Raw genomic sequence first — 25,874 nt, forward strand, 5'->3', positions numbered from 1 at the left:
TTATTGTTTGATGGTGCGTGCAGGAACGCCAACCACGGTCGCCCCGTCACAGATGTTAGAAATTACAACCCCGCCAGCTCCGACGGTCGCCTGCTCACCAATCTGAATGCCAGGGATCACTTTGCATCCGACCCCAAGGAAGCTAAGTGCGCCGATGGTTACATTGCCGGCGAGGCTTGTCTGAGGTGCGATATGGGCAGCCTTGCCGATCTTGCAGTCATGATCCACCGTCGCGCCAGTGTTGATAATTGCAAGATCATCAATCTCGGCCTCAGCATTGATAATTGCGCCAGCCATAACCGCAATTCCAGCGCCTAAGCGGGCGCTTGGGGAAATGACGGCATGCGGGCTGATTGCATTCATCAGTTGATAGCCTTGGTCAGTGGCAACGGCAGACAGACGCGCTCGGAGTGAGTTGGAGCCAATGGCAACAAACAGACGCGAATAACCTACTTGCCGTAGGCTCTCAAGGTGGGCGTCGCCTTTTAGAACAGGAATGCCAACGCACATATCTGGGCTGTCAACCCCGCCAACGCAGTATGCGACTTTCTCTCCCATCGCTTGAAGGAGTTCGACGCACACCTTAGCGTGCCCTCCCGCACCTACGACAACAATTCCATGCCTCATGAGTTGGCCCCAGCTTTTGCCCAGGTACTTGAAGTTGGAGACGAGAAGAAGAGGTTGACGGAGTCAGTGGCCTCTAATTGCTCCACAGACCATCGTTGGAGTTCTCCGGTTTGTTCGTTAATCGCGCGATAGCTTAGGCCGAGATCCGTAAAGGCACGTAACCAATCTCGGGACCTGTGACCGCGGCGACGGAGGTGAGAATTGCCAAATTCAACGATAAGGCCAATATTGGGGTTGTTTTCGATGATGGGCTTTGAACCTTCAAGGACATCAAGTTCAGCCCCCTCCACGTCAATTTTGAGCATCGTCACTACTTCATTCTTTCCGATAACATCCGTCAGTCTTACGGTTGGTACAGTGACAGTTCGTAAAGTGGATTTGCTTGGACTGACAGGGCCGAACAGGGAGTGATGGCCGCTGGTCTCGCCGAGAAAGAGCTCTCTCGAGCCCTTTTGATCTGAAACAGCAGCGTGATGAACACTCGCAACCGCCGAGAACCCGTTCATGAAAATGGTCTTTTCGAGCAGGATTTTGGTGGGCTCAAACGGCTCAAAGGCAATAATTTTACCTCGACCGTTCATTGCCCGGGCGGCAGCCAGGATGTGTAAGCCCACATTCGCCCCGACATCGACGAACACATCGCCAGGCACAAGGAGGCGCTGGATGAGCTTGCGTGTCCCTGGCTCTAGTTCCCCTGTCTCAATCAGTTGTATTAGCAATGCGTGATCAGAGGCAGAGCAGAGGACGTATCCTAGTTCGGTGCGAACCATAGTTTCATCGTTGCTGCAACTGATGGTGGTTTTTCGCAAAACGGCAGAGGTATTTTGCTCAAGAACCTCAAGGCGATGCATCAGCTCTGCGGATGCGCTCTGAACTTCCTTCTCTAAGGATACATGCGTGGATGCCCGCGTCGCCCTGAGCTCTTGGAGTGTGGCGATGAACGAGCGTTCGATCGTCTGCTCCATCTTCTCAAGAGCTATGGCTTCTCGCTGCATCAGAGTTTGGACTGTTTCTACCTCCTTCATCATCTCAGCCGTGAGGTAGGCCCGCGACCTGAAGGCTACTGGTCGAGCAAGAGGTCTAATCGCATTGAATATGGCTCGAGCAAATGGCCGCAGGAGTTTTTTGATCGGTATGGCTGTCCCGCCTGGAGTGGCCTTGAGCGGTTGCGTGTAGCCAGGAGGAGCGGCGCAATCAACTTGGAGGACGGCCGGCTGAACCTCTTCCAAATGTGGAGGTGCGTCATCGTTCTGGATCGGAACGGGTTCAGGTTCCACCTTATGCATGGGCTCAGGTCCTGCCTTAGGCGTAGAAGAACTGGCCAGCCGCTTGGCCCCTGACGCAAAGGCAGTGCTTATATCAATCCCATGTCGATGTATGTTATGCATTAGGCTGTCCAACCTCGCGGCGTGCCGTTATAACCAAATAAGTCCACCGGTCCAGACGGATTTTTTTATTCCTTGCATGCCTATGTGGCGCTGTCCCACGGTTCTTCGGGCAGACCGTGATGTGTGTCAACACCATGGGATTTGAAACTAAGTTTCGTTAATGGCGGCATGTATACGAGGCGGGTCCGGTCGCCTAGTATAATATTAGTATAATATTGCGTCGTTGGTCGGACTAACGTATTATCATAGAAAATAATCGAGGATTGGATCTATAATCTCTGTTCTTTCTATAATGGCTCACTTGTCATTCTGATCTTTGGCTCGTCGATGCCGGTCTGTTCGCTGTGAGCCAATATTCCCTCTCCAGTAGGTCCAGGTCCTGCCGAGCTGCGGGGACGATGTTGTAGCCCCTCAGCCTCATATTGCTCAACCGGGGGCCGAACGGATCGGACTTAATCATCATAAGTAACAATCTTGGACCAGTCTTGCTTCAGGGAAATTGCCCATAGATCTGCTCGAAGTTTGTGAAGCGGGCGAGGCTATTAAAGTCAAATATGGCACCGCCCAGGAGCTGGAATGTGTTCCGACCCAAGCCTCCGTGGAAGTTGGCGTTGGTCAGTTGGTGCTCATAAGCGTTTACAACGTCGTCGCCGTCAGTTGTCATCGTTAGTTTCGAGCCTTGCCAACCCTTGCGAGAGAGGCATCTGCGCAAAGTTGAGAGTAATTTTATATCATATCGAAAATGGAGGGAAAAATGTTCTTTGGTTCTATGGGCTAGCTTATCATTCTCCCATTGAACGCCGCCGATACACTGCCAAATGCCCTAAAGGTGTCTCAATATCCGCCACAGGCGCATACCACTCTTCGAAATGTGGCTGCATCGGATTGACTGGCTCGAAGAATGGGTCCTTGTAAATCAAGACTAGGTCAGGTCGGTTATCTGGATTTGTGTAGAAGTCGTGCGTCATCGCAAGGCCTTTTTGCGGAACATCCGGCATCAGAGGAAACGAGCTTAGCATGCTGAGTCGTGACGGCATTGCCAGTGCGATCCCGGGTAGGCGGCCGATGACTGCGGCGGTCTTGTCTCGGTCTGACATCGGGACAATGTGAGCCTGCACCAAATTCAGGAGCGTAGCATCGTGTGGCTGAACGGAGAGGCCCGCGAAGAAGCCATGATCCAGATGGATCCGCATTCGTTTTGGCTTTGTAGGCGCCTCACCATAATAGAAATAGAGTGACGTCGAGAGGACGGCGACGGTTGCGACACATACTGGAAGTACGCTGAACCAACTCCGTGATTCTGGGGATGGGCGGCCGACGAGTGCTATTGCGGCCGCGGGAATAGCGCCAATGGAGAAGTTGAAAACCGCGTTTGTCGCCGTGAGGCAAGTTATCAATGCTGCAGCTAGCGAGGTTCCATAAACAACTGCAGACACGCGTTCGGCCAAGCCCGCATTGTCCCGCAAGCCTGTGAGGAAACCCAGACCGGCAAGCGCCAGTAATGTAACGACGTCGTGCGAGCGAGCGTAGAATGCAGGCTTGGCTAGAAACAGTCCAGCAATTATGACTGCTAGGGCAACCTGGGTGACCAGTGGATCTAAACGCTCTCGAACCAAGCCAACAATAATGGCCGCGACACACAGCGCAGAAAAGAGTGCATTGGCTCTCAAGAGGTTGAGGGTAAACATCCATTTACGAGTCAGTCCACCTGGGTCATTGATGGCCGACAAATAAACAATGCTCTCATACAAGCGGGTGAAGGAAAGCGAAAACACCACAATCGCCCAGGCAACGCATACTGCGATTCCTGTGATGGATACGTATAGGTATGGTTGCGGGAAAATTCCGCTGCGATCGATGAGACCGATAACGCAAATGATTCCAAGCGGGACAACAAGAGAAGGATAAGCCACGGTAGCCAGAGCCCAAGCGCAGGCAGATGCCAGGATCCACCATAACCTTGCACTCGAGTCGCGATCGGTGAGAGCAGCGCAGGCAAAAGTGGCCAAAGCCAGCGTTAGTGCCTGTTGGCCTATCGTGTTGTATGACGGTGCTGGCAGTCCGAATGGGATGAAAGCTAGTACAAACAGCCCACCAATCCAGGCGAGGAACCGGTGACCAAGCTGCCGCAAAAACAGGATCCAGGCTGCCGCTGATGCCACTGCTCCGGCGAGAAACAGGACGCGCAGAAAAAGAAAGAGGCCGTCGCTTGAGCCCTTGAGCGCCGAATAAAGCAACGTTGCTGGATAAACAATCAGAGCAGCTGTCTGGTGTAGCGTGAGAAGGGTACTGGTCCGAATGCTCCCTTTGAGCCAGTCATCTAAAAAAATTGCATAGTACGCTTCGTCACTGAGATCGATGCCTCGGGTGATCCTCACGCCGATCAAGAAGATCAGTAATGCAAACAGGACTATTCCCACTAAGTCCAGCTTTCGGCCTTCGATACTCACGTTCGTTACCCTTGTGAAGGTGCTTGGCAGGGGCGGCACCACAACCGTTAATTTGCTTATGTTCTGGTGAACTCATATGCTACTTTGAAAGGGCGATGAAGCCCTGCCAAGGACATTTGGGCAGGTCCAACCATGGTCCCCTCCCACGAAGTTGGACCAGTGAACGTGAGAGTTTCCGGTTAGATTGGACCTGCCCCGAATGCTGGACCACGGCCGGACACGACCTCCGGCCTCATGACTCCATCGGCTGGCTGGGGTCTTATGCCCGATCGAGATGTGCGGTCTTTCACCATTGTACTCGTGTCTGAACGTCTCGCATTTTAGCCTGGCATCGGCCAGGGACAAGAACCAGTTCTGATCGATGCATTCGGCCCGGACCTTGCCGTTGAATGCTTCCACGAAGCTGTTGTCGATGGGCGTGCCGGGCCGCGAGAAGTCCAGAACAACTCCATGCTGATAGGCCCAGAGATCGAGAGAGCGCGAGACAAATTCGGGGCCATTGTCGACCCGAATGGTTTGCGGAACACCATAGATGCCGGTCACCCGGTTGAGCGTCGCAACCACATCGGCGCCGGTGTACCGGAAGCGCACATCGATGGCCGGCGAGAGCTTCGAGAACGCATCCACGACGGTCAGGATCCGGATCTGGCGGCCGTCGAAGAGCTGATCCGACAGGAAGTCCATCGCCCAGACCGAGCTATGGCGGAATGTGGGTGATGACGGTAGCTCGTCTGCATCTCGTGAAGGCTGATCTACGAGGAGGCGTCAATCAGTTTCAGGAGAAAGGCCGCATGCGCATCGAGCCTAGAGCCCTTGGGTTGACCCTGTTGGGCGGGCGGCCACCTCGCCGGACCGGGCGCGGCGCCCCCATAATACCAAGCAGCATGAAGGCTGACTCATTTGGGGTTTTCAGCCAGGCGCATGTCTGATTCCATGCTGGCGAGCAGGAGGTTCGCCATGCGCCCAAGGATCGAGCTTCGCACAGACTATGACGCAGCGCGGCTGCGGGCTCTAGCCAAAGCAACCCGCAACGCTGGGCAAAGCCGCCGGCTGCTGGCTCTGGCCGAGATCTACGACGGCGGCACGCGGACCAAGGCGGCGCGGGTTGGCGGGGTCGGGCTGCAGACGGTGCGGGACTGGGTGGTGCGCTTCAACGCCGGTGGGCCCGAAGGCCTGGTCGACGGCAAGGCACCGGGGAATGTCTGCAAACTGAGCGCCCACCATCGCGAGGCCCTGCTGGCCTTGGTCGAGAGTGGTCCGATTCGGCCGTGCATGGAGTGGTGCGCTGGCGGCTGAAGGATCTGGTGCAGTGGCTCTGGGACGAGTTCCGGATTGAAGTGAGCGAAACGACCCTGGGCCGCGAGCTGCGGGCGCTGAGCTACCGCAAGCTCTCGGCCCGCCCGCGCCATCATGCCAAGAGCGAGGCCGCGGTCGCGGATTTTAAAAAACCTTTCCCACGCGTGTGGCGGAAATCGCGGCCAACGAGGCCAATGGCAGGCCGCTAGAGATCTGGTTTGCCGACGAGGCGCGGATTGGCCAGAAGAACAAGATTACCCGTCGCTGGGCCCGGCGCGGCACGCGCCCCTCCGCGCCGCGGGACTTGAGAACGGCCTCGACCTACATCTTCGGGGCGATCTGCCCGGCGCATGGCAAAGCCGCCGGTCTGGTGCTGCCGCGCTGCACGACTGAGGCCATGTCCCTGCATCTGGCCAGGATCTCGCAGGCGGTGGCGCCCGGCGCACACGCGGTGCTGCTGTCAATGCGGTTTGAATCGTCCCCAGAAGCGCCGAAGTAAATTTCCCCACTTGTGCCGGTTACGTCCCCAGGGGCATCGGGCCATTTTTCGGCGGTCGGCCTCGACGGTGCAGCACCGGCGCCGGATCGGGCGGCGTGATCAGGGCCTTGGAGCGCACATGCTCGGGCATCAGCTCGGCGTGCTGACGCAGACGGTAACTTGAGCCCTCGATCTGGATCACGACCGCATGATGCAGAAGCCGATCCAGCAGGGCCGTGGCCACAACCGGGTCGCCGAACACCTCGCCCCATTCGGCAAACCCGCGGTTCGAGGTCAGGATCATCGCCCCGCGCTCATAGCGGGCGTTGACCAGCTGGAAGAACAGGTTGCCGCCGCCGGACACCACCGGCAGATAGCCAATCTCATCCACAATCAGCAGGGCGGGCCGGCAGAAGAACCGGATCCGCTCCGCCAGACGCCCTTCGCGCTCGGCACGGGCGAGCATGCCGATCAGATCCGCCAGCGTGCAGAAGTACACGCTCCGGCCGGCCTTGACCGCCTCCACCCCCAGCGCCGTGGCCAGATGGCTCTTGCCCGTGCCGGGCGGGCCGAGGAAGTGCACCACCTCGCAGCGGCCAATGAAGCCCAACTGTGCCAGGGTGAGGATGCGGTCGCGGTCGAGCGAAGGCTGGAAGGCAAAGTCAAAGCCCGACAGGGTCTTGATCGTTGCCAGCCGCGCCATGCGCAAACCGGTCTTGATGCGGCTGTTCTCGCGCAGGGTCAGCTCCTCCGACAGCAGCGTGTCGATGGCCTCCAATGCACTGATCTCGCCCTGCTCGAGCCGGCGCACGATGGCGTCGAGCGCCTCCAGGGCGCGCGGCATCTTCAGGCCGACCAGATCCTGGCGGATCCGCTCTAAGGTGGTGGGGGTGAGCTCGAGAGCGGCACTCATGCGCGGGTCTCCCGAGCCAGGTGGCGAGCCACGGCATCGTAGAAGTCGAGCGAACGTTGCGCGACCACGTCGCCGGTGCGGCTGACCGGGGAGGCCTCCGATCCACGCCTGTGCCCTGTGGTGGGCAGGCTCTTACGGTGTCCGGGAGCAACTCGGCGTTGGTGGCGGCCCTCGAGCACCGGATGGGCGGCAATCAGCGCCCCATCCTCAAAGATGCGGATCTCGTTGGCCAGGGTGTGCACTTCGACCACGCGCCGGCGGGTCGCATCGGGCACGCTGTAGAAGTTGCCGCCGACACTGACCATGCCCTCGCGCGAGATCCGCCGCTCTAGGTGCAGCACCGAGCGGAACGGGGCCAGGGGTAGAGGCCGCAAAGATGGCCTCTCCTCGGCAAAAGCCTCCATGACGACGCGGCGCGTGGTGGCATGCACGCGCGGATTGGCCACCGTGGCCAGCCAGTGCTGCAGCTGCCGGTTCAGGTCGTCGAGATTGCTGAAGGAGCGGGCCGGGAAGAAGTCCTCGCGGATGTAGCGGAAGGGCCGCTCGACCTTGCCCTTGGTTTGGGCCCGGTACGGCCGGCAGGCTTTGGGATGGAAGCCGAAGTGGCGGGCCAGATCGATGAGGGCGCGGTTGTAGACGATGCCGCCGGAATGGGCCTCGCCGGTGACCACCGTCTTCATGCGGTCGTAGAGGATCTCGTGCGGCACGCCGCCCAGCGCCTCGAAGGCGGCCACGTGGCAGCGCAGCAGAGTGGCCAGGTCCTGATGCAGCACGAAGCGGGCCCAGATCAGGCGGCTGTAGCCGAGAACAAAGGAGAACAGCCACACGATGCGCGGTGCCGAGGGCTCGTCGGTGAAGACCACCTGGAACTGAGCGAAGTCGACCTGGGCCTGCTCGCCGGGGGCAGTCTCGAAGCGGACCTCAAAGCAGGATGGGGTTGGGGGGCGGATCTCGCGCAGGAAGTCGGTGACGGCGGTGTAGCCACCAGCATAACCGCGCTCCCTGATCTCGCGGAACAGCCGGCTACCAGTCAGGCCCGGAAAGGCCGCCACGCGCTCGCGCAAGTAAACTGTGAAGGGATCGATGACGGTCTGACGCGGCTTGCGCGGGCCATAAGCCGGCGCCTCCAGGCCGCGGTGGATGTACTTGCGTACGGTCTTGCGGTCGAGGCCGCTCTGGCGGGCAATGGCTGAGACCGACATGCCCTGCCGGTGCCACTCCAGGATCATGACTATCTCCCCAAGCTGGATCACCGCCTGTCCTCCTGACCATCAGGAGCAGCATCGGCGAAGAGAGCCTGGCGGTCTTCCCAGCCGCGGCCAGAACGAGCGGCAACCGCGCTTACCTGGGGAAAATTCAATCGGCAGGTCTGGGGAGTTTCACTCCGGTATCAACAGCTGCTGCTCGATCAGGCGGGCTGGCACGTCTCGCGCAAGCTGAAGGTGCCGCCCAATATCACCCTGGTGCCGCTGCCCGCCAAGGCCCCCGAGTTGAACCCCGTGGAGAATATCTGGCAGTTCATGAGAGAGAACTGGATCTCCAACCGGATCTTCACGTCCTACACGGACATCCTCGATCACTGCTGCGCGGCCTGGAACAACCTCGTCGCGCAGCCTTGGACCATCATGTCCGTCGGCCTGCGAGATTGGGCCAATGCATGAGCATCAGCGCCGATTGGTATAAAACGGCAGTTGAGATGCCAACCCCATAGCGGGCGGCGGCCTGCCGCACTGAGATGCCACCCAAGGCTGTCTTGATTACACGATCCCGCAAATCCTGACTGTAAGCGCGTGCTATGCCGGGCCTGCATGTCTGGAGGCCAGCAGGCTGCATCAGGGCTCAGAACAGAATCCCCTCTGCCTCGGAAGAGCCGGAAAAGACTTTAGTTTGATTTCACTTCAGTAATTCGAAATCCAATTAGCCCCATTGCGAGTCGGCGGGTTGCGCCTGAGGGTGACGTAGCATTTGGAAAGTTAAATCGGATCTCGATTTTTTCAGACGTTGCGGCCGACGGTGGGACTACGATTTGGCGGCTGCCCGAGCGCTCAGATTCTGTGAAGGTCCATTCTCCGACCTTCAACTCTCCCGCCAGAATTTCTACTGTCTGTTGCGGCACCTCTTTTGATATATATCCAATAACATTGGCTTCTAGCCGTAAGGCGCTCGTAGAAGGTTTCTCCAGTTTAAGGGTGAGAGTGGCGCTCGATCCGTCGTTCCAGATCCCCCAGTGCTCTTGATTGCTCCACCCTTGTCGCAAGAAGGGGCGATCTTCCCTGAGATTGGCGACTGAAATCCATTCACCCATCCGGTAGATGGTGTTGTCCTCGAGGCAAGTGTCTTTCACGATAGCGGTGCTGGCCTCGAGGGATTGAGCCACTACGCATTCTTGTGGTGGCTGAGGACTGGTCTTCAGACCTAGAGCTGCATACTTTATCGGCTGCCCAGCCAGGATACGGTTGGCTGTCTCGCTACCTCCAACAACTGCTGGGCCAAGTGCTCTAACTGCGCTTGCCACTTTGTCATAGTGAAGATCGCCGAGACTAATGGCGAAATTCTCCATCGGAAGTAGGTCTTTGTTCATCGATGCGCTCTGGCGAGCCGCGTCCGCAGGCAAATTAGTGCTTAGGAACTCTTGGCTTCGTAAAATGGGGTCAAGCGGCCGTCCTGCATCAGACATCGATGCGGCGAACGCAAAGAAGGCAGCCAATGAAAGTGTCGCTCCACGCGCGCCTACATACCTGCCAGATGTACGACGCAGGCGCGCCGCAAGCGGTGCAACCATCAACATGGCTAAGATCGCTAGCGTAATAGTGACAACCGGAAATACGTGTTTTGCTACACCGTAAAGAGACCCTACACCTACCCCAAACGCAAAAAGTTGCACAAAGGCTGCGCCAAATATCCCTAGCGCTGTTGCTGTGAGTGCTACTGGGTTAGCGACATTGAGCTTCCCAATGATGTGAGCGAACGACAGTCCCGTGATCACAAGCCCACAAACCAGCAAAATTTTTGGCACGAAAGTCGCCGGAAGATTTAAATTAATGCCGCCTTCATGCGCCGCATTCGCGCTCATATCAGCGAAGGTTGGATGGAGGACGACAGCCAGGGGAATGGCTACAGATATGCCAAACAATAGCAAAAATGAACGTGAAATATCCTTCCGGCTTGTCCGATGGTCGACAAGTGTCTGGAGCGCGACAACCCCAAAGTATGCTATTGTTCCACATGCGAACTGCATCGTCGCCATAGGGTATACCCACCCTAAAGCAAAGGTAGTCCCTACTGCTAGTACAGCGAGTTTAATGGGAGAAATTCGGCCAGAGAACATGACTTGCATGATGGGTATGACAATTGCCAAAGAAACCATCTGTGCAAAGTAGAAATTGTTGCCGCTTATTTCTCCTCCGACTACGACGTGATACTTATCAATAAAATAGATGAGTGCAATGAATATAGTGCAAACAAGGAACGTCGATATGAGGTCCTCAAAGCGGACCGCATACAATATAAATAAGTATGAAATAAGGACAGAGATGAGCGCGGTTGTTGCCGTGCCGTATATGAATGATCCCGTCACCTTGCTTGCAACAGCGGCGAGTGTATGCGTTACCGCTGGATATGTGCTCATAACCTCAAGTCGTTGGACACTCCCATCGGGCCAGGCACCGTGGCTGCCGATATACTCGACTAGCGCATAATGAAGCGCGAAATCAGTGGAGGTCGAATAGTAGTACCCACCCCAGAGAGCAATGGCGGTGACTAGTGCGACGATGGCTGTTATGAGGAATGAAATACGCATTTCCATTCGCTGATGGGCGAGTTCAAGATGACGGAGGAGGTTGCGGGGTGCATATCTCCGACCTAGCCGCAAGTCAAACTTTGGCTTCGCGTCAATCATGTAAGAGCGCTTTGCCAACTGATTCGAAGATGTCGTAGCTTTCGGCATAGGTTCTATTTGCACTAAGTGTGATCTCGCCTCAGCGAAGCTAAGCAATTGTACAACGTGTAGCCCTTTGTTGCATAAAGGTCGCGGTATGCCGAATTTAATTGACTGATGCTCATTTTGTCTTAATCGCTTCGAGTCTTGGGCTGTACCGTAGTCTTGGGTTATGATACGGCGGCCTCAAACTGGGGTGTTCTATGAGCGGTAAAGAGCATATTAAAAGCTTAGACGGCCTGCGGGGTTGGGCGGCAGCCGCCGTTATTTTCTACCATGGCTTACTCCACTACGACATATCCAGTGTAGATCGAGTCCTTTATCAGTCTTCTCTTTACCTGAATGGGTTCTGGGATCACCTTCTTAAGGCGCTCCTAATTCCTATGAATGGCGAAAGTGCCGTTCTAGTTTTCTTTGTTCTGAGTGGGTTCGTCCTGAGGCTGTCGCTCGAACGAATAGATACTTCAGAGGCGTGGCGTACAGTCGCCGTGTTCTGCACGAACCGCGTATTCCGATTGTTCCCCATACTCATCGTGAGTGTCGTATGCTTTAAGCTGCTCGGGAGCGTGTGTGTTAGAATCGGGATCACGAGTTTTCCGCTTGTGACTTGGGATGCCGTCATCCGGAACTCGCTACTGACAGACATCTTAGTTATTGGACCTTCTTGGAGCATCCAAACTGAACTCGCCGCCACAGCGGTGATCTTGGCCTCGTATTTCCTTAAGCGTCATTTTGGCTTTGTCGGGCTCATCATTGCCGCGCTGTACACATGCTTTGCAATTGATTTCCCGCTTCTCGTCGGGCGTGCTGCAAATCTCTGGCCTTACAGCTTGGCCTTCGTTCTTGGGATGATCGTTGCCGAGAAGGATATAATCGCTGGGCTACGAGCAAAGACCGGCCCCAGTGCTCAAATTCTGTTCCTCATTGGCTTCTTGGTGGGGCGGCATATTGTGGTTCGAGCCGGTGTATCTGGGCTCATTGCCCAATCGGTATTCGGTGCTCTTCTGGTTGGATCCCTTGTCGCACACAAGGACGGCGTTTTAGGGCGTTTCCTGGAAGGATCGGTTTCGCAGTTCCTCGGGCGTATTTCCTACAGCCTTTATCTTGTGAACGTGCTCTGGCTTTACTTCCTGTGGGCTGTGCTCCCCATTCCTGCCACAACCAACACCCCAGCAGTTATTTTCGTGGGGCTGATCTCGGCGACAGGGGCGTTCCTGATTTCTGTCCCGTTATCCTGGTTGACGTATCAGTGGATTGAGGTGCCTGGAATCTGGCTCGGTAAGAGGGTTGCAGCACTTTTCAAACAACGTGCCCCAAGCCCAGTCGCCGAGCCCGTTTAATGTCGGTGCCTTGCCCATCCGTACTCTCGATGGACTTGGCGAGAGCGACACCTCGCTGAGGCCTGAGCGATTACCGAGCTATGAGGCCGTTGCCAACCACAATGGTCCCGATATCAGCTGCAAAGTTACCACTAGCGGTGTTGCCACTCCTCAATGCGCGCCTCGAACTCGGCCGGCGTCTCCGGCTCAAGCTGGAATTCGAAGCCGATAAATGTGCGCAGGCACCAGACCTTTTGGCGCCAGACAAGCTTGCGAATGGTCTTCAGCTGAACGGCACTGGTGGTGGCCGTCGACGTCGAAGACTGATCCGCTCCCAAATGCTCTACCTCGCTCTTGCTCCCGCTAATTTCGATCATTGATCGGTGCTTTATATGTTGGCGCAACATCGTTTCGAAAGTAGAAAGCGTTAGCATGTGAGATCGTGTCGAACTCATACCCAAGAGATCTCATCCGACTATTAAGCCTCTCCAATCCGATGTGCCCGAACTCAATACAAAATACTTCGGGAAGGACAGATGAGCCTTCCATCCCATTGAGGGCAGCCATTTCATGCCCTTCGATATCCAGAACCATCAGTTCGATTTCGGATAAGCCGATATTCTGTACCAAATCCCGGTAGGTAATGGCTCGAACCTGGTGTGTCGAATAGGAACACCCTTCGGCATCCAAACTCGCGCGGTGCTCGGGCTGGTGCTGAACTGAACCATTCCCGAAGTTCACTCCGTGAGTTGGATGATGCACATGGAGGAAGGACACATGCCCATTGCGATCTGATAGCGCTAAGTGAAGATTGGTCGCATTCGGGCGGTTCACCGTCAGCTTCTTAAAGACCATGGGAGAGGCTTCGATATTGATTGCCTTCCATCCCAAAGACTCCGCTAGGACGAAGCAGGAACTCTCCGTTATTCCATCGAAAGCCCCGCACTCAATATATGTTCCGGGCCTGCCCCTTTCGCGAAAATAGCGCTCGAAAATGAACTGATCGACGGGTGGGGAGAACTGTCCATAAAATCGCATAGGAATGGCTAGCCCGCGTGTCTGAGGTTGGAAGGGTAATCTCCTGAAAGGCATCAAACTCCGACGCCTGGCATGCGGGTACTCGGACGACTACTAGTCCGAATTATGGCAAAGCTCCGTGTCCTCGGCTGATCACGGGTTGAGAAGCCCCGTCCAGGTAACGGAGCCGAACAATTCCAGTGCCTTTAGGCCGACTGAAAATCGCAGTGTCGGTGGTTCGATTTCGCCCCTGCGCACGACTTCCTCTCCGAAAGCCTTATGTCTTAAGGATTCAATCGCAGAACGTTTCCCACTTTTGTAGGATAACGGAATTGAGTGGGATCCTTCTGGCCTCCTTCGTTCTCGCTATATCCGATCTGAGCGTCCGAAGTCGTCCTTATACTCTTCATCGCATACGATAAAGCCGCCCCATAGGGCGGCTTCGGAAATCCCACAGTCCTGTCAGCATCATGCGGCAGCAAGCAACTGTCTGGCCAGCCTGAGGATATTGTTATTGATCTTGTCTTTTGGTCTGCTACTGGTGCGCGAGCGCTACCGAACGGCTAGCTGGAATCAAATGTGGCCTTACGATCGCGGCCACTCGCACCTGGAACAGCTAGCTAAAGTGCGGCTTGTATCGACCCTAGCAGTCCAGTCGGAACAAACACGGAGATTGTGATCATAACCAGGGCTGCTTCAGCGAGGATACGCCCGCGCGACAGAAGGGAAAGCAGAAAGATCGCGAGCCCAAATGCCAAGAAGCTAAAATCAAAATGTGGTTGGAGCCATGCAAGCAGATAGCCGGCGAGCCCATATGCGAACGCGCGCCCTACTCTTAATAAATAAGGCCAAGCCTTCGTGATCACGTAATCAAATTCATCATCTGCCGATATATTGCCCATAATGCGCCCTGTCTGCATGAATGCCGGCAGCTTCATTCTACTTCTTGCTCTCAACTGAGGGTAGCCTTTCCTAATCTGGCAGAGTCCTTTCTGCAAGAGCGCACCGACAGCACGCTGGCACCTGCGACTTTTCTGCATCACTCCCATATTGTGAGGAAACGTGGACCGCACGCACGTGGGCCAACGTCGCATCAGCTTTGGAGCACGTCGCAGGGCATCGCGCCACTACGTCGACGCGGTACTTCCGTCAAGGCACTGGCTTCGGAGCAGGTTGGGGACACCTTCAAACTGCTGCGAGCAATCGGTTCCGTACACTCTCTGGAGTCCTTAGGAACGACAAGGCAGTGTCTACTGACATTAGATGCCGCAGCCACGAGGGGGCCGACGTTTGAGCGCATCTGCTTAGGCCCATGAACTGCTTCGTAGGCCGAATAGATGATCCATGGCGGCGTTATCAAGCCGGCTGGTGTTCACTGCTAAGGATGGGACGCCGCTCTAATTAATCTAACCCATTCCTTGCTGCTTTGTCGCTCTGCGAGCAGGCTCGCTGCTCCTTGAGAGGCTTCGATGATACGATCCGGCTGTTCGAGAATTTGATTCAAAGCCTGCTCAAAGCCTTTTGCATCTAACGCTTCCGCAACGAACCCTGCTTTTCCGAAGCCGATTTGTTCCGGGAGAGCGCCAGTTGGCATCACTAGACTCGGCATTGACCAAGACATGGCTTGTGCAACAACACCCGACTGGCTGGCTTCAATGTAGGGACATAGCAGGAGGTCATGGCTTGAGAAAAGTTCAGCGGTTCGTTGATCCGTAACCCAGCCAAGCTCAAGATCGACCTGCGACCATCCAGCGAACATGCGTCGCACATCCACCTCGAGCGGACCGGAGCCGGCAATGGTCATTCGCCAATTGGAACGGGACTGAAGGGGCTCTAGAGCTTTAGCCAGAACATCCAACCCCTTATAAGGAAGCAATCGTCCATAAAAGAGAAGTCGAACCGGTGAATGGTGCGGTAGACTCGTCGTTTTGTACGGGCGCTCAGTTTGATAGATCGCTTCTAAAGGAATTACGGTCGTCCTGTTGCCGATAGTAGGTACTCTCTCAATAATCCGTTGAGCGACACTGTTCGATAGCGCGATAACGTGATCTGCACCTTTGACTAACAGGTGTTGTGTTACTTTCTGCCAGAGCCGCGCATAGTCACCGGGATGAGGCTCGGCATCATGGGCCACATAGAATACTTTTAAGCCACGCTTTTGGAGCAACCTAATAAAAGGCCATGCGAACGGTGAATTCATTGTCATAATGACAGCGTCTGGCGCCAGCGACGCCAGTTGGTCTGCATGTTTCTTCAGAGCCCGTGGCAACAACCACGCTCTTCGCCACAGGTTGGATGGCCTTGGCCGGTCAATGGTCACGATCGGCAATTCACTTGCCTCGAATGCCTGTATGTCCTCGTTCTGCTTAGTGAGAGACAGAATGACATGAATGCCTCGGCACGTCTCTCGCAGATGGCGAGCTAAAGAAAGCGTCACTTGTGAGCCGCCGCCACGGCGGCCCCAGTAGTGAAGGATCACTGTGTGGCATTCTCGTCGAGTGGAACCGCTCACTGGTCTAATGCCTATCGCTGCATGGTTAGAGGTGGAACTAGGACGCGGTAGTTCTGGCTTCCGTTGAAAATAGCCAGAAAGGGATTCCGGCGGGAGCCCGCATTGCGCCGAAACAAAATTTTTAGAACTGTGTGACGGATACTCTATCCGTTGGGCTAGATCCTTTGGTTAACGCCTTTGCTGATATCGTCGGTCGCGGTTTAACTGTATAAGACTAAAACCTCACCAAGCAGAGTGGCACTCATTGCGACACCCGCAATACCGTAACTTCTCAGTTGACGCCAGCCTAACAGCTGGTTAGGACGCCCGGCACGCAAGAGAAGGACGAGCGATGAGCGAGGGCGGAAGTCAAATTCTACCGGTGATCATGTGCGGCGGTTCTGGAACGCGGCTATGGCCGGCGTCCAGAGACAGCATGCCGAAACAGTTCATTGACCTTTTGGGAGGAAGCTCGACGTTCCAGACGGCCGTCCAGCGGGTCACAGCGCCGCAGGTCTTCCTGCGCCCGGCTGTGATCTCGAGCAATGACGTCCGCTTCATCGTCGCCGAGCAGCTGGCGCAGATCGGTGCAGAAGCCGATATCATCCTGGAGCCGATCCAGCGGGACTCGGCGGCCGCGATCGCGGTGGCGGCCTGCCACGCCGCCCATCACTCTCCGGAAACGATCGTCCTGGTCATCGCTGCCGATCACGTCATCGACGATCCGGCGGCCTTCGCGACCGCCTGTCAGGCCGCCGTCGAGCCGGCACGCCAGGGCCACATCATGACTCTTGGTGTCGTGCCCCAGTACCCGGCCACCAGCTACGGCTATATTATGCCGGGCCGGGCGATTAAGGGCACCGGGGCCTTCCGAGTCGAGCGCTTCGTCGAGAAGCCCAATGCGGAAACGGCCCAAGACTACATCAGCCAAGGATTCCTCTGGAACAGCGGCAATTTCCTGTTCCGTGCCGATGTCATGATCGAAGAACTTGAGAAATTCCAGCCAGCGATCCTGGCGGCCGCCCGGGATGCTCTCGAGCGCGCCGCTACCGACCTCGACTTCATCCGTTTGAACGAGGAGGCCTTCAAGGATGCGCCCAAGACTTCGATCGACTTTGCTGTCATGGAGAAGACCGAGAGGGCAGGGGTTCTGCCTGTGTCGTTCTCCTGGTCGGATATCGGCTCCTGGGGAGCCTTATGGGATGCCTCACCACGGGACGAGGCCGGCAATTCCCTGCGCGGCAATGTGGAAGTCATCGAGGCCCGCAACAGCCTCGTCCACAGCGACGATATTCTGACAACGGTGGTCGGCCTCGAGGACGTGGTCGTGGTTGCCAAGCCGGATGCGGTGCTTGTCACCTCGCGGAGCCGGTCCGAGTTGGTGAAGGATCTCGTGGTGTCAATGCGCGCGAGACAGCGCCCCGAGGCCACAGAGCACCTGCGGATGTATCGCCCCTGGGGCTGGTATCAGCGGATTGACCAGGGCTCACGCTTTCAAGTCAAGCGGATCATGGTGAAGCCCGGCGGACGCCTGTCCCTGCAGAAACACTACCACCGGGCGGAGCACTGGGTTGTCGTCCGTGGTACGGCCGAGGTGACGGTGAACCAGGATGTCGTCGTGCTGCACGAGAATGAGTCTGTCTATATTCCAATTGGGTCGATCCATCGTCTGACCAATCCGGGACGGATCCCGCTTGAACTGATCGAGGTTCAGGTGGGCAGCTATACGGGCGAGGATGATATCGTTCGGGTTGAGGACATCTACGGACGGTGACGCGACGTTCGCCTGGCCCAATCAAGCGGGCGAGAGTTTTAAGCCGCTTCCTGTGCACAGGAAGCGGCTTTCTCCTTTGCTGGGGTGTTCCCACTCCGTGCAGACATACTTCCAGACGGTGAATTCAAAGAGCTGGCGGCCAGGAGCGCTCGCTGGGTAGAGATCTACCGGGAACTGAGCGGCACTACGGGGTAAGCTTGATGTCCATCGAAAACCGCCGTCGGTCGCCGGGGCCGATCAGCACGATTCCTGGCTTGTGGACCAACTCGCCATCGAACCCAGTCGGACTGGCATAGCCCTGCCAGGGCTCAATGCAGACGAATCCAGCGCCTGGCTTCGTCCAGATTCCAAGGTGGGGCATATTGGGGAAGGATACCGTGATCGAGCGCCGGCCCGGCACGCCATAGTCCACTGTCCGACTCTCGAGTTGATCAAAGATGAGAGCTCCATCAGCGAACAGATCGTCGTGTAAGGATAACAGGCGATCCTTAACAGGCGTCCGACGGGCCACCGGGCCGAGAAGACCGTCGATGAGGCGGGGCAGAGGCTGCGTTTCGGCGCGCTCGAACCGGATCTCGTGCGCCTCCCGGGTGCCGCCATAGGGCAGGGGCCAACGAAAGGCGGGATGAAACCCGAATGAGACCGGCATGGCACGCTTCCCAACGTTGAGAGCCGCTGCTTCGATCACCAGCTTCAGTCCATCCGCTCGGTATGTGACATTCAGCTCGAAGTCAAAAGGGTACTGTTCCAGTGTGAGAGGGCTCGAACGAAGCATGAGCTGGCAGCTGTCCGGACCCACTTCAACGATATCGAACGGCGAAGTTCGCGCGAAGCCGTGCTGTTTGAGGTTATATTCCAAGCCGTTGATAACGGTACGGTCGTTCTTCAGGCGGCCGACAATCGGGAAGAGGAGCGGCGACCGTCCCGTCCAGAAGGCTGGGTCTCCGTTCCAGAGAAGATCGCGCCCTGCCTCGTCTCTGAGACGCACGAGCTCCGCACCAAGAGGTGAGATTAGGGCTTCGATGCCTGCGCTGGACAGTGTAAGGAGCATGAAATGTTATTCCAGTTTGAGCTGGCGGCATGCCAGCATGCTTGGCTGCTAAACCAATATATTTCAAGCGCTTGAAACAGCCGGCCCTCAGGAAAGGTTAGGTGCCGCTTGAGCTGTTCGACGCTGAACCAGCATAGATTGCAGAGCCCATGGCTCGGCGGGTGAGAGGAGGGGTAGATCGGACCGAACCGGTCTCTTAAGACGACGCATTGAAGAAACGGTTGTAGCGTGTGATAAGCGCTCGGTTCTCGAGGGGCACACCCTCCCCATACGTTTTGGCGATCGACAAGCAATCAAGGGGCATCATGAAGCGATTTCTCGTGACCGGAGGTGCTGGATTCATCGGCTCGGCCGTTGTGCGCACCCTCATCCGCGACACATCTCATCAGGTGCTTGTGGTTGATAAACTCACCTATGCGGGGAACCTGGATTCCCTCAAGCCGGTGGCTAACAGCCCGCGCTATCGATTCGAGCGGGCGGACATCGCCGACGCCGAGCGGATGCGCTCGCTCGTACGCGCGTATGCCCCTGACGTTATTATGCATTTAGCGGCGGAAAGCCATGTGGACCGCTCCATTGATGGGCCGGGCGAGTTCCTGCAAACGAATGTCGTCGGCACCTACACCCTGCTCCAGGCGGCCCTGACCTATTGGCGGGATCTATCACCAGAGCAGCGAGCCGCTTTTCGCTTCCACCACATCTCGACCGACGAGGTATTCGGCTCCCTCGGCGAGGACGGCCTCTTCCACGAGGACTACCCCTACCAGCCCAGCTCGCCGTATTCGGCCTCTAAGGCAGCGTCGGACCATTTCGTGCGCGCTTGGCATCACACCTACGGATTGCCGACTCTCGTCACCAACTGCTCCAACAACTACGGTCCATACCACTTCCCCGAGAAACTCATCCCTCTGACGATCCTCAATGCCCTCGAGGGCAAGCCGCTCCCTGTCTACGGCAAGGGCGAGAATGTTCGCGATTGGCTCTACGTGGACGATCATGCCAGAGCCCTCATCCTCGCTGCGGAGAAGGGACGTCCGGGTGAGACCTATGCCATCGGCGGACACAACGAGCGCCGCAACATCGACGTGGTCCGCGCCATCTGTGCGCTTGTCAATGAGTTGGCGCCGAATGTAACCATTGGCCCACGCGAACGGCTGATTTCCTATGTAATGGACCGGCCGGGGCATGACCTTCGCTACGCCATTGACGCCTCAAAGATCGAGCGTGATCTGGGATGGCGGCCGGCAGAGACCTTTGAATCAGGCCTTCGCAAAACCGTCAAGTGGTACTTGGCCAACCGCGAATGGTGGGAGAGGGTCCGCACCGGCGTTTACCAGGGTGAGCGACTTGGACAAGGGTTGGGAATTCTTGCCTAATCTGCTCATTTGAAATTTTGATCTTTCTATCAAGGAGAGAGCCTGACGTGATCGAGGTCAAGGGAACCGCTCTGCCCGACGTGAAGATCATTCGCATGAAGAAGTTTGCAGATCTGCGCGGGCACTTCGTGGAAACCTATAACAGGCAGGCTTTTGCTGCGGCGGGAATTGAGGAGGAGTTCGTCCAAGACAATCTCTCGCTGTCTATCAAGGCCGGGACAGTTCGAGGCCTGCACTTTCAGATCGCGCCCTACGCGCAGGCTAAGCTCATCCGCGTCGTGCGTGGCTGTATCCTTGATGTCGCTCTGGATCTGCGGCGGTCATCGTCCACGTATGGGCAGCATGTACTGATCGAGTTGTCCGGTGACGACAGCCATCAGATACTGATTCCTATAGGTTTTGCGCATGGCTTCTGTACCCTGGAACCTAACACAGAGGTGCATTACAAGGTCACCGCCCCCTATTCGGCCGATCATGATCGGGGCCTTGCTTGGGATGATCCGGCACTTGGCATCGCTTGGCCGGTGAATGCTCAACAGGCAGTGCTGTCAGACAAGGATACGAAGAACCCACTCTTTTCCGAGCTTCCGCCGTATTTCTCATAAGGGTTGAACTCGGTGCGCCTCATCGTCATCGGCAGGGAAGGTCAGGTTGCCCGCGCTCTAGCGGAGCGCGCGCCCGCCCACAGTGTGACAGCCGTTCTTCTCGGACGCCCTCAGCTGGATCTCGCTGATCCGTCAGGGATCGAGGATCTCCTAGCCGAGGCCGGGGGCGATCTCATCGTCAATGCGGCCGCCTACACGGCGGTCGATCAGGCGGAGGCTGAACCGGACTTGGCGAACGCGATCAACGGCGTTGGCGCGGGTGTCCTTGCAGGAGTAGCCGCCTCGATGGGAATGCCGCTCATCCACCTCTCGACCGATTATGTGTTCGATGGAGTTGGGGAGCGTCCCTACTGCGAGGACGATGCACCTCATCCCGTTAGCGCCTACGGCTCCTCCAAGCTCCTGGGCGAGCAGGCGGTTGCATCCGAGACACCCAATTACGTCATTCTCCGGACAGCTTGGGTCTACAGCCCGTTTAACCGGAACTTCGTCAAGACGATGCTGCGGACGGCCTATGAGCGGGAGGAGATCGCAGTCGTGGCCGATCAGTACGGCTCCCCCACCAGCGCTCTCGATATTGCGGATGGGCTCATCGCGGTCGGCCGCAATCTTCTTGCGCGCCCGGACGAGACGGATCTCCGCGGTGTCTTCCATATGACGGGATCTGGCTTCACGACCTGGGCGGACTTTGCCGCGGAAATTCTCCGGCAATCTGCCCACCTCGGCGGCCCAACCGCACGGGTTCGGCCAATCGCAACCGCCGATTATCCAACCCCGGCCAAACGGCCCACCAACTCGCGCCTTGACTGCTCAAAGCTCACCCGGATCCACGGCGTCACGCTTCCGGCCTGGCAGACTTCGCTCAAACCATGCGTCCAGCGCCTCATCGAGGAGGCGCAGGCTCAGGAGACACATCCATGAAAGGCATCATTCTGGCCGGGGGCTCCGGCACCCGGCTGCATCCGATGACGTACGTCACGTCGAAGCAGCTGCTGCCGATCTACGACAAGCCAATGATCTTCTATCCGCTCACCACGCTGATGCTAGCGGGGGTGCGAGACATCCTTATCATTTCGACACCTGACGACCTACCGAAATTTAAGCAACTGCTGGGCAGCGGTGAGCGCTGGGGCATCCGACTGTCTTATGCCGAGCAGCCCAGGCCCGAGGGGTTGGCGCAGGCGTACATCATCGGGGCCGAGTTCGTGGCCGGCGGGCCGTCAGTCCTGATCCTCGGCGATAACGTCTATTACGGCCACGGACTCACTGAGCTCTTGCAGGCCGCGCGCCGGCAAACCGTTGGTGCATCCGTTTTCGCCTATCATGTCACCGATCCAGAGCGCTATGGTGTCGTCGAGTTCGACACCGCTGGCCGTGCAATCTCGATTGAAGAAAAGCCTGCGACACCGAGGTCAAATTGGGCAGTGACAGGCCTCTACTTCTACGACGAGCAGGTGGTGGACATCGCAGCCAAGCTCAAGCCCTCAGCCCGCGGAGAGCTGGAGATCACAGATGTCAACCGCGCCTATCTTGAGCGGAGCCAGCTTCATGTCCAACGCATGGGGCGCGGCTATGCCTGGCTTGATACTGGCACGCCTGACAGCCTAGTAGAGGCGGCCGAGTTCGTGCGCGCACTCGAGAAACGGCAGGGTTTTCGCATCGCGTGCCCTGAGGAAATCGCCTACAACCTGGGCTGGATTGATCGCGAACAGCTGATCAACCTCGGGCGCGCACTTTCCAAAAGTGGCTATGGACAATATCTGTTGCGCATCGCGGAGCAGGTATAGGATACTCTCGTGCATTGCGGGTAAGTGGTCTGACCCGAAAGATCCTTCCACGCACTGTATCGGCCTCAGAGGAGGCACCGCTTCGGAGCGCCAGCCCTCATACAGCTTGTATTCTGTGTTGCTTGCGTTGAAGGAGCGCTGGCGCGCTCCTTCCCGAGGGAGTTCGGACGTCTGGAATGATTAAAAGGATCAGGGAAGTCCCGATCAACCTAGATCCGATCATCCAATTCCACCTGCGCGTCAGGTGACCGGCTGCCAGAGGGCCGGGCCGGCATTGTTGCCCAGAAGCAGGCGCGTGAGGTTGGTGAGAGACGGAACCCCAACATGATCCGTCGCCACCAGCACGTCCTTGCGCCCGCGCACACGCTTGAGCACGCCGGCCTTGCGGAGCTCGTTGCGCTTGTTGCGAAGGCCCGCCTGGATCGAGGAGATCTCGCCGGCACGGGCCCGGGATCCCTTCTCCAGGATGCACCACCCATCGACCAACACTGCCGAGGCCTCCACCCCGCCACGCTCAAGCCGGAAGCGCTGCACATCCGGACGGTGGAGAAGCGCTTTCGGGACATCCCTGGTCCAGCCGATGATGGGCGGCGCCATCCCCTCCGCGGCGGGCAGCACGTCGCCGGGCCGGCCGTCATCCAATCCCACACCGTTGCTCTCGGGCTCGAGAATGAGGCACTGCGCGACCGGGAGCATCCAGCGCAGAATCTCGAGCCATCGGTTCACCCGCGTCACAACGCCCGGGCTCAGGCCACGATCTCTCGGGGCCCTGCTGACCAGCGCGTGCGAGCCCGCACTGGCCACCTCCTCGTGCAGCGCCTGCTCGAGCGCCGCAGCCTCCTCCAGGCCCAGCCCACGGCCGTTGTCGATGCTGATGAGCGTGATCGCCCTCAGGCTCGCAAGCGGAGGCGCATTGCGGTGCTGGCGGACCCGCGCAGGAGGCCGGCCTGTGCGGCCCACATGGGTCCCCGGCACCGGCGGTGCTCCCGGCCGCAGGCTCGCCTTGCCCACGAGGGCATAGCAGGACGGATGCTGGAACGCGCTCCGGCGCAAGAGCTGACGAGTTGAGCGCCACGGAGCCGTTCCGACGACGAGACGCGTCTCGCGGTGGTGGATGAGCCACACGCTCGGCTCGTGCGGGCTGCGCTCGACGACGAGCTCATCGGTCTCCGGGGCGAGGGGCAGGACAGGAGGGCTGACGGGCATGACGGCTCCTTTGGGGACGAGAAGACGGGTGAGAGGCCGGCGCCGCGGCGCCAGATCTCAGGTCAGGTGGGATCCGGCCGCTGCCGTTGATCACCCGCCCTGGCGTGGGCATGGGCTTCGCTGCGCGCGATGATCTCGGTCAGGTCCATTCCCACGAGAGTGCGCCGGGCGACAAGCGCGCCCGCGACGGTCCGGATGGAATGCTCGTGCTCCCGCACCAGCGCAACGGCCCGGGTCATCAGGCGCCGCAGATCCGCCTCGACCACCGCGGTGAGCTTCGGATCGAGCCGCAGCAGCAGTTCGGCCTCCTCGTGCGGCGCCCGATGGGCGAGCGTGTCGCCCAGACCGAAGCTCGCATGGATCGCAGCGACCAGGCGCGTCGCCTCGCGCAGGTCGGCGACCGCACCGGCGTTCGGACCGCCCCGGCCGAGGATGGCGTCGGCCGCGCGTCCGGCCAGCATGGCCACGACCTGCGCCTCCAGGGCGGCCCGGTCCGGCAACACGTTCGGCAGGGCGATACGGGTGTGCCCGGCCTCCACTTGGCCTGGCTGGACGGTCACATGCTCGACCCTCAACCCCAGCTTCAGGGCGAGGACTGCATGGCCGGCCTCGTGCAGGGCGACCTCCCGCACCTCATCCGGGGAGCGCGGATCGGCCGGCACGATCTCGGCCAGGAGGTCCTGCAGCTCGAGGTCGCGTCCCCCCGCCCGGGCGCGCCGGCGCGCCGCCCGCACACAGCCCGCCAGAGCGGCTCCCGTCGCCTGCGGGCACAGGCGCGCGACCCGCAGCAGGTCGGCCTCGTGCAGATCCGGTCCGAGATGGGTCCGCAGGATCCCGGCGCGGCCTTCCTCGTCCGGTGGTCCGATCTCGATGTGGCGGTCAAAGCGGCCGGGCCGCAGCAGGGCCGGGTCGAGGCGCGCGAGATGGTTTGTGGCTCCGACGAGCAGGACGTTGGGATGGAGCCGGCGCAGGCGGTCGATCTCAAGCAGAAGCCCGGTGACGAGTGTGGTCCACCAGGAAGATGACCGGTCCGACATGGACGATCTGTCAGGAATGGCATCGCACTCGTCGATGAAGCCCAGCGCGAACCCTGCGGAGGACACTGACGCGATAGCGGAGAGCCTGCCGAAGAAGTCGACGTACTGCTTGATGACGCTGTCGAGATATCCGGGAGAACCCGAAAACCATTCGGCGACGCTTGTCGCGACCATGGGAATGCCTGCGGTCCTGGACAGGGCATGAGCGATCAGCGTCTTGCCGGTGCCGGGCGGGCCGTAGAACATGCAGGATTCAAGCTCCGGCCTGGCAGCCGTGATCCGGGCCCGCTCGATCTCGGCCGTGATCTCCAGCGCCCAGTCCCGTGCCGCGTCGCAGCCGCTCAAGGCGGTAAGCAGGGGCACGTCGGGGCGCGCATGTCCGGGCGAACGCAGCCGGGCGGCGCGGCGCAGCCTCGCGACGCAATCCTGCGGCGTGGAGCCAGGACGCAGCGCGGCGTCGTAGTCGGGCAAGTCGAGCCCCGTCAGATCGTCCAGGGCGAGGTCGGCTCCGGCCCGGCGCCGGCACCAGCGACGGATCGCCTCGTCGATGACAGATGGATCCGGCAGATCGACCCGGACCTGGAGATCGGCGGCGGCGACAAGGGTCGGGCCGAGCCAGTCCGGCATGGGGGCGATGCCGACGACCAGCACTCCCTTGGCGATCGTCCGGCCGGCCGCCTCGTCCGACAGGCTGCCCGACCTCCTGGAGGTGGCCGTCACGATTGTGGAGCCGGGGGGCGCCAGAGCACGGACCGCGCGCTCGATGGCGTCGACCCAGGCGGAGCCGGGCACCCGAAGGACGACGACGGACGGTCCGCCGCGGCGCAGAAGCCGGCGCCCGGTCCGGCCGAGGGCGCGCTCGAGGCACAGATCAGCCACAAGAGCGGCGGCCGATGCGGGCCGGCGAGGCCGCTTCGGCGGTGGCGGGGCTTGGTCGGCCTCCTTCGGGCCTGCCTCCATGAAGGAGTCGAACGACAGCTCGAGGTCGGTGATGTCCGGACTGCTCTGAGGAGCGGACGCGGCGGCCTTGGCGGCGAGAAGACGGAGGGTAGCGGGCATCGGAATACTCGCAAGAGGTCGATGGCACCGGGACCGGTGCGCACGAGACGGAGAAGGGGGAGA

19 protein-coding genes and 3 pseudogenes are annotated in these 25,874 nt (G+C 58.7%); 8 read left to right on the top strand and 14 right to left on the bottom strand.

What is annotated here, in order from left to right:
- The 4 genes and pseudogenes from DES45_RS13630 to DES45_RS13645 all read right to left on the bottom strand — a co-directional run.
- Positions 1 to 627, bottom strand: a complete 627-nt coding sequence (locus DES45_RS13630; RefSeq protein WP_114770575.1) for an acetyltransferase — start codon at positions 625 to 627, stop codon at positions 1 to 3.
- A complete protein-coding gene (locus DES45_RS13635) occupies positions 624 to 1,913 on the bottom strand; it encodes an FkbM family methyltransferase (protein ID WP_170151493.1) in 1,290 nt (429 codons plus the stop codon). The genes DES45_RS13630 and DES45_RS13635 overlap by 4 nt, the downstream gene beginning before the upstream one ends.
- A gap of 884 nt (positions 1,914 to 2,797) precedes the next feature.
- Complete coding sequence (locus tag DES45_RS24770; RefSeq protein WP_147282405.1) at positions 2,798 to 4,465, bottom strand: hypothetical protein; 1,668 nt, start codon at positions 4,463 to 4,465, stop codon at positions 2,798 to 2,800.
- Between the two features lie 246 nt (positions 4,466 to 4,711).
- A pseudogene (locus tag DES45_RS13645) lies at positions 4,712 to 5,164 on the bottom strand (integrase core domain-containing protein); the annotation flags it as partial.
- A 222-nt stretch (positions 5,165 to 5,386) separates the two neighbouring features.
- Here DES45_RS13645 and DES45_RS25725 point away from each other — a divergent pair.
- A pseudogene (locus tag DES45_RS25725) lies at positions 5,387 to 6,221 on the top strand (IS630 family transposase); the annotation flags it as partial.
- A 58-nt stretch (positions 6,222 to 6,279) separates the two neighbouring features.
- Here the strand turns inward: DES45_RS25725 and istB are convergent.
- The gene (gene istB / locus DES45_RS13665; protein ID WP_114770582.1) at positions 6,280 to 7,152 is read right to left on the bottom strand and encodes an IS21-like element helper ATPase IstB; all 873 of its coding nucleotides are present in this window, start codon (positions 7,150 to 7,152) and stop codon (positions 6,280 to 6,282) included.
- On the bottom strand, positions 7,149 to 8,405 hold the full coding sequence (gene istA, locus DES45_RS13670; RefSeq protein WP_114770583.1) for an IS21 family transposase: 1,257 nt from the start codon (positions 8,403 to 8,405) through the stop codon (positions 7,149 to 7,151). Before istA ends, istB begins: the two co-directional genes overlap by 4 nt.
- A gap of 147 nt (positions 8,406 to 8,552) precedes the next feature.
- On the opposite strand from istA, the pseudogene DES45_RS13675 reads away from it, so the two are divergent.
- Positions 8,553 to 8,813: pseudogene (locus DES45_RS13675) on the top strand (transposase); the annotation flags it as partial.
- Positions 8,814 to 9,034: 221 nt separating this feature from the next.
- Here DES45_RS13675 and DES45_RS24775 read toward each other — a convergent pair.
- Positions 9,035 to 11,050, bottom strand: coding sequence for a hypothetical protein (locus DES45_RS24775; protein ID WP_147282406.1), 2,016 nt, complete (start codon positions 11,048 to 11,050; stop codon positions 9,035 to 9,037).
- Between the two features lie 242 nt (positions 11,051 to 11,292).
- Between DES45_RS24775 and DES45_RS13680 the strand changes: the two genes are divergently transcribed.
- Entirely contained in the window at positions 11,293 to 12,429 is a 1,137-nt protein-coding gene (locus DES45_RS13680) for an acyltransferase family protein (protein ID WP_114770585.1), read from the top strand.
- Between the two features lie 131 nt (positions 12,430 to 12,560).
- On the opposite strand, the gene DES45_RS13685 is transcribed toward DES45_RS13680, so the two are convergent.
- The 4 genes from DES45_RS13685 to DES45_RS13700 form a co-directional block, all read right to left on the bottom strand.
- Complete coding sequence (locus DES45_RS13685; RefSeq protein ID WP_114770586.1) at positions 12,561 to 12,785, bottom strand: hypothetical protein; 225 nt, start codon at positions 12,783 to 12,785, stop codon at positions 12,561 to 12,563.
- Positions 12,772 to 13,500 carry an FkbM family methyltransferase gene (locus DES45_RS13690; RefSeq protein WP_114770587.1) on the bottom strand — a complete coding sequence of 243 codons (729 nt, stop codon included), beginning with the start codon at positions 13,498 to 13,500 and terminating at the stop codon, positions 12,772 to 12,774. Before DES45_RS13690 ends, DES45_RS13685 begins: the two co-directional genes overlap by 14 nt.
- 545 nt (positions 13,501 to 14,045) lie before the next feature.
- Positions 14,046 to 14,363: a hypothetical protein gene (locus tag DES45_RS13695; RefSeq protein WP_114770588.1), complete on the bottom strand. Its 318-nt coding sequence runs from the start codon at positions 14,361 to 14,363 to the stop codon at positions 14,046 to 14,048.
- 440 nt (positions 14,364 to 14,803) lie between these two features.
- Positions 14,804 to 15,904 carry a glycosyltransferase family 4 protein gene (locus DES45_RS13700; RefSeq protein ID WP_147282407.1) on the bottom strand — a complete coding sequence of 367 codons (1,101 nt, stop codon included), beginning with the start codon at positions 15,902 to 15,904 and terminating at the stop codon, positions 14,804 to 14,806.
- 364 nt (positions 15,905 to 16,268) lie between these two features.
- Between DES45_RS13700 and DES45_RS13705 the strand changes: the two genes are divergently transcribed.
- A complete protein-coding gene (locus DES45_RS13705; RefSeq protein ID WP_114770590.1) occupies positions 16,269 to 17,690 on the top strand; it encodes a mannose-1-phosphate guanylyltransferase/mannose-6-phosphate isomerase in 1,422 nt (473 codons plus the stop codon).
- Between the two features lie 184 nt (positions 17,691 to 17,874).
- On the opposite strand, the gene DES45_RS13710 is transcribed toward DES45_RS13705, so the two are convergent.
- Entirely contained in the window at positions 17,875 to 18,741 is an 867-nt protein-coding gene (locus DES45_RS13710; protein WP_114770591.1) for an aldose 1-epimerase family protein, read from the bottom strand.
- 305 nt (positions 18,742 to 19,046) lie between these two features.
- Here DES45_RS13710 and rfbB point away from each other — a divergent pair, with 305 nt between their 5' ends.
- The 4 genes from rfbB to rfbA are packed head-to-tail and all read left to right on the top strand — an operon-like array spanning position 19,047 to position 22,509.
- Complete coding sequence (gene rfbB / locus DES45_RS13715) at positions 19,047 to 20,117, top strand: dTDP-glucose 4,6-dehydratase (RefSeq protein WP_114770899.1); 1,071 nt, start codon at positions 19,047 to 19,049, stop codon at positions 20,115 to 20,117.
- 47 nt (positions 20,118 to 20,164) lie between these two features.
- Positions 20,165 to 20,722, top strand: a complete 558-nt coding sequence (gene rfbC, locus DES45_RS13720) for a dTDP-4-dehydrorhamnose 3,5-epimerase (RefSeq protein WP_114770592.1) — start codon at positions 20,165 to 20,167, stop codon at positions 20,720 to 20,722.
- Positions 20,723 to 20,734: 12 nt separating this feature from the next.
- Entirely contained in the window at positions 20,735 to 21,643 is a 909-nt protein-coding gene (rfbD, locus tag DES45_RS13725; protein ID WP_114770900.1) for a dTDP-4-dehydrorhamnose reductase, read from the top strand.
- Positions 21,640 to 22,509 carry a glucose-1-phosphate thymidylyltransferase RfbA gene (rfbA, locus tag DES45_RS13730; RefSeq protein WP_114770593.1) on the top strand — a complete coding sequence of 290 codons (870 nt, stop codon included), beginning with the start codon at positions 21,640 to 21,642 and terminating at the stop codon, positions 22,507 to 22,509. Before rfbD ends, rfbA begins: the two co-directional genes overlap by 4 nt.
- Before the next feature lie 240 nt (positions 22,510 to 22,749).
- Here the strand turns inward: rfbA and DES45_RS13735 are convergent, their stop codons facing one another.
- Entirely contained in the window at positions 22,750 to 23,715 is a 966-nt protein-coding gene (locus tag DES45_RS13735; RefSeq protein ID WP_114770594.1) for a hypothetical protein, read from the bottom strand.
- A gap of 62 nt (positions 23,716 to 23,777) precedes the next feature.
- A complete protein-coding gene (locus DES45_RS13740) occupies positions 23,778 to 25,811 on the bottom strand; it encodes an AAA family ATPase (protein ID WP_114770595.1) in 2,034 nt (677 codons plus the stop codon).
- Positions 25,812 to 25,874: the final 63 nt, after the last annotated feature.

Origin of the sequence: Microvirga subterranea (assembly GCF_003350535.1) — a bacterium.
Taxonomy (GTDB): domain Bacteria; phylum Pseudomonadota; class Alphaproteobacteria; order Rhizobiales; family Beijerinckiaceae; genus Microvirga; species Microvirga subterranea.

What these genes read in the sequence shown, in the direction of transcription:
- DES45_RS13630 (WP_114770575.1), bottom strand. Translation starts at nt 627, where the DNA reads ATGAGGCATGGAATTGTTGTCGTAGGTGCGGGAGGGCACGCTAAGGTG.
- DES45_RS13635 (WP_170151493.1), bottom strand. Translation starts at nt 1,913, where the DNA reads ATGCATAAGGTGGAACCTGAACCCGTTCCGATCCAGAACGATGACGCA.
- istB (WP_114770582.1), bottom strand. Translation starts at nt 7,152, where the DNA reads ATGAGTGCCGCTCTCGAGCTCACCCCCACCACCTTAGAGCGGATCCGC.
- DES45_RS24775 (WP_147282406.1), bottom strand. Translation starts at nt 11,050, where the DNA reads ATGATTGACGCGAAGCCAAAGTTTGACTTGCGGCTAGGTCGGAGATAT.
- DES45_RS13680 (WP_114770585.1), top strand. Translation starts at nt 11,293, where the DNA reads ATGAGCGGTAAAGAGCATATTAAAAGCTTAGACGGCCTGCGGGGTTGG.
- DES45_RS13685 (WP_114770586.1), bottom strand. Translation starts at nt 12,785, where the DNA reads ATGATCGAAATTAGCGGGAGCAAGAGCGAGGTAGAGCATTTGGGAGCG.
- DES45_RS13690 (WP_114770587.1), bottom strand. Translation starts at nt 13,500, where the DNA reads ATGCCTTTCAGGAGATTACCCTTCCAACCTCAGACACGCGGGCTAGCC.
- DES45_RS13695 (WP_114770588.1), bottom strand. Translation starts at nt 14,363, where the DNA reads ATGAAGCTGCCGGCATTCATGCAGACAGGGCGCATTATGGGCAATATA.
- DES45_RS13705 (WP_114770590.1), top strand. Translation starts at nt 16,269, where the DNA reads ATGAGCGAGGGCGGAAGTCAAATTCTACCGGTGATCATGTGCGGCGGT.
- DES45_RS13710 (WP_114770591.1), bottom strand. Translation starts at nt 18,741, where the DNA reads ATGCTCCTTACACTGTCCAGCGCAGGCATCGAAGCCCTAATCTCACCT.
- rfbB (WP_114770899.1), top strand. Translation starts at nt 19,047, where the DNA reads ATGAAGCGATTTCTCGTGACCGGAGGTGCTGGATTCATCGGCTCGGCC.
- rfbA (WP_114770593.1), top strand. Translation starts at nt 21,640, where the DNA reads ATGAAAGGCATCATTCTGGCCGGGGGCTCCGGCACCCGGCTGCATCCG.
- DES45_RS13735 (WP_114770594.1), bottom strand. Translation starts at nt 23,715, where the DNA reads ATGCCCGTCAGCCCTCCTGTCCTGCCCCTCGCCCCGGAGACCGATGAG.
- DES45_RS13740 (WP_114770595.1), bottom strand. Translation starts at nt 25,811, where the DNA reads ATGCCCGCTACCCTCCGTCTTCTCGCCGCCAAGGCCGCCGCGTCCGCT.